General features: G+C 53.5%; 4 pseudogenes. 3 read left to right on the top strand and 1 reads right to left on the bottom strand.

Features of this window, described 5'->3' with window-relative positions:
- The 3 pseudogenes from O2S87_RS18440 to O2S87_RS18450 all read left to right on the top strand — a co-directional run.
- Positions 1 to 881 (top strand): annotated as a pseudogene (locus O2S87_RS18440) (ISH3 family transposase); the annotation flags it as partial.
- 185 nt (positions 882 to 1,066) lie between these two features.
- A pseudogene (locus tag O2S87_RS18445) lies at positions 1,067 to 1,348 on the top strand (IS66 family transposase); the annotation flags it as partial.
- An 11-nt stretch (positions 1,349 to 1,359) separates the two neighbouring features.
- Positions 1,360 to 1,499, top strand: a pseudogene (locus tag O2S87_RS18450) (IS1595 family transposase); the annotation flags it as partial.
- A gap of 328 nt (positions 1,500 to 1,827) precedes the next feature.
- Here O2S87_RS18450 and O2S87_RS18455 read toward each other — a convergent pair.
- Positions 1,828 to 2,196, bottom strand: a pseudogene (locus tag O2S87_RS18455) (transposase); the annotation flags it as partial.
- Positions 2,197 to 2,540 lie beyond the last annotated feature (344 nt).

The raw sequence follows: 2,540 nt of genomic DNA on the forward strand, positions 1-2,540 counted from the left end.
TGGAGACACGCTGCTCCAACGGGATACTGTCGATACGCTTCCTGATCGACCGGTGGAGGTCGTCGCCGACCTCCACCTCGATCCCTACTACGGCGATGAAGACGAGACAGAAGCTCTCTACTCCTCACTGGCCAAGCGTGGAACAACGACGTTTCACGCTTATGCGACACTCTACGCACGGGTGCGCAACAAACGCTACACACTAGCGGTTCGCCAGCTGGTCGCTGGCGAAACCTCAGGTGACGTACTCGGTGAGTTCCTCGAACTGCTTGACGGCCTTGACCTGAGCGTCAAGGCCGTCTATCTTGATCGGGGCTTCTACAACAGCACCTGTCTCGGGCTGCTGTACGCCTACAATTACGCTTACGTCATCCCGGTTGTCAGGTGGGGTGATACCATCAAAGATGAACTCAGCAGTGGTTGGAGCCGTGTGATCGAACACGAACTAGCTGGGAAGGTGACGTTCCCTGTGTACATCGATTGCGTCTACCAGCAAGGTAGATACGACGAACATGGGGTGGCGCGTCACGGCTACGCCGCTGACGCGCCGTTTATCGAAACTCCACGCGATGCCCGGGAACATTACCGCAAGCGGTTCGGCATCGAATCTTCCTACCGGTTGGCTAGGAAAAGCCTCGCTCTCACGAGCTCTCGTGATGCCGGATTACGGCTGTTGCTGTTTGTCGTGAGCCTGCTGTTACAGAACGTCTGGCGCTATCTCCACTGGATGTACGTGGCGGCGCCCCCGCGGGGGGCGCCGCCTCTTGGAGTGGTCGTTCGTAGAGTTCTGTGAGATGGTGCTCCGTGCTGCCTGGACAGCACTCGGTGTTCGTCGATCTGTTCCAGCGAACCAACCGCTTGACAGCCGGTTCTTCCGGTAGTTGTCCTTGGATTAGGGCAGCGTTGGTGAGTGGCAACGCCGTCGCGTCGGCGGCTGATCGCCGCCGACAGCGACTGGATGCCGGTAGAACTCCCAGCCACCGTCTTGCTGGAGGCTAGCCAGCCACCGCAGACACAGATTCAGCACCTATTGGAGGAGATAGGGAGGCTCCCGATGTGATCAACTGAAGGTGGGCTCGACCACTGGCTCACCTTCGTCGGTGAGCCAGCGGTCTCCCCGACGAATAATGCGGCTGAGAACGCACTTCGTGAACCTGTTGTTCTCCGGAAAATCATCGGAAGACTCCGTAATGACCGAGGAATGTTCGTTCATGAGACAGTCTTGTCCCTGCTGGCGACGTGGCGCCAGCAGGGACGCAATCCCTACGAGGAACTTCGTCGAGTTGTCAGCAGCAATAAGATGATCTCACGAGCTCACGCTGTACCAGCTGTCGAGACTTCGGGGTAAACACATACGAGAATTTTAACGGTATCTCTGTAAGAATTGCGACCGCATGTTCAACGACAAGACTGGCACGATTTTCGCTCACTCGAAGATTGCGCTCCGACGGTGGCTTTTCTCGATCTACGCGTTTCTCCGGTTTAATACGAGTCTCCGGCCATCCGTCTTTACCTATGGAAATTCTGCTACCCGAACAAACCACGATGAGCATCAAATTCTTTTCGGCCTGAGAGATGTTCAACTGAACAGCGCTACAAATCGATAGACGGGGATCTGATGCTGCGGTATGCTGTTATTGCTGGGCGGAAACGAGAATGCTGTAGCTGTGGCTGTTGCGGTCTGCATCCCGGCCGATGACCGCCGCCCGGAGTGGTCAGCACCACCTTTGAACGTCCGTTCACTCGGGAGCTGCTGACCCTGAGACGTACGATACTCAGCTACAAACTCTGGTGTGCAAAGGTTACGCAGACCACTCCTGGCGGCGGTCAGGCACTCACCTCTGAAGGGTCATACACCTCCTCTCGGTCAAGCATGTGGTGAATTGACACCAGTAGTTTACGAGCAGTTGCAACAATTGCCTTCTGTGACCCCTTTCTACCTTCTAATCGGTCGTAGAACCGACTCAGATACTCATCTTGGCAAGTATGAACAGCTGTTCGAGAACACTGAACGAGAATCCAACGTAACTGTCTAGAGCCGCGTTTCGAGATCCCGCCCTCAATCCGCGAGTCGCCTGACTCGCGGATTATGGGGTTCAGCCCAGCATAACTCACAACCTGTTTATCACGATCAAACCGATCAACCTCACCTATTTCGGCGTAGATCATGAGAGCTGAATAGTAGCTCACGCCAGGGAATTCAATAAAATCATCCGGATATATGACACAAGACGAACTATTCCCCGAACGTGGCCTTCTTTGGAACAGGAGAAATGAGATTCTGGTTGATGTTTCTAGGTCAGGAAATCCAACATTTGTTGATGGAATACACCGACTTATTATGGCGAAAGTCCTCAGTTTGAATAAGATACCCGTTGTTGTGCTCTGTAGACACAAACGATTGATTGAGGCCAACAGAGCCTGTCCAAGAAACACCGACAGAAACGTCAGATTCTGTAGCTCTTGAGCGTTCATTACGGTAAATTTATCTAGCTGAAAATACTATACGGCGTAAGGATTTACTCGTGACGTTTAATTTT

This window comes from Halohasta sp. A2, from assembly GCF_056175805.1.